The sequence below is a fragment of the Lactobacillus sp. HMSC08B12 genome, from assembly GCF_001808415.1.
GTDB classification, from domain to species: Bacteria; Bacillota; Bacilli; order Lactobacillales; family Lactobacillaceae; genus Lactobacillus; species Lactobacillus delbrueckii.
In genome coordinates this window covers 1-633 of record NZ_KV793175.1, presented here as the reverse complement: position 1 = coordinate 633, position 633 = coordinate 1, and the positions used below count along the sequence as shown (strand labels likewise).

At 51.3% G+C, this 633-nt stretch carries 1 pseudogene; it reads left to right on the top strand.

The features are described from left to right. A pseudogene (locus HMPREF3168_RS06170) lies at window positions 1-580 on the top strand (zinc ribbon domain-containing protein); the annotation flags it as partial. Window positions 581-633 lie beyond the last annotated feature (53 nt).

Below are 633 nucleotides of genomic sequence, written 5' to 3'. Positions count from 1 at the left end.
ACTGAGCGGCGGCTTAGAAACCGCATTGGCAGTCTTGAGCGCCGCATCAGCCGCTTGGAAGAACGCCATCTGGGCAGCAAGCTCTATCACCGCCAGCATGCACGAAAGCAGTGCAACATGGAACGAATAATGAATATGAGCATCAGAAAGATGCTCCTGACTGAAAAGCCGGATGTTCTGGTCAAGGAGGACCTGAGCTTCACCAAAGAAAAGCTGCCCAAAGCGGCGAACCGCTATGAAGCGAAGGTTAGACGCAAGCTGTCCTCGTGGAGCAAAGGCACGCTGGACGATCGTATCGAATACCTTTGTGATTGCCTGGGGATTCGGACGGTTGATGTCAACCCGGCATATACCTCTCAGTTCTGTCCGAATTGTGGAGCCCGCTTTAGCGAAAGGAAAGGCACCCACCATGAATTAACGGTGTGTCCAAACTGCGGAGAGATGAATGCTAATACGGCAGCCGCCGTCAACATTCTGCGCAGAGCGGATGATAAGAACATCACGCTCTACACGCCATACAAAAAAGTTGAGAAGATTCTTGAAGGATCGTTATGCAAATAAGCAGTCAGTGATGGCATAGTCATCTTAAGCAAAGCGTCACAAGCGTGGGCTCGTCCCTGCTTCAGGTCTTGG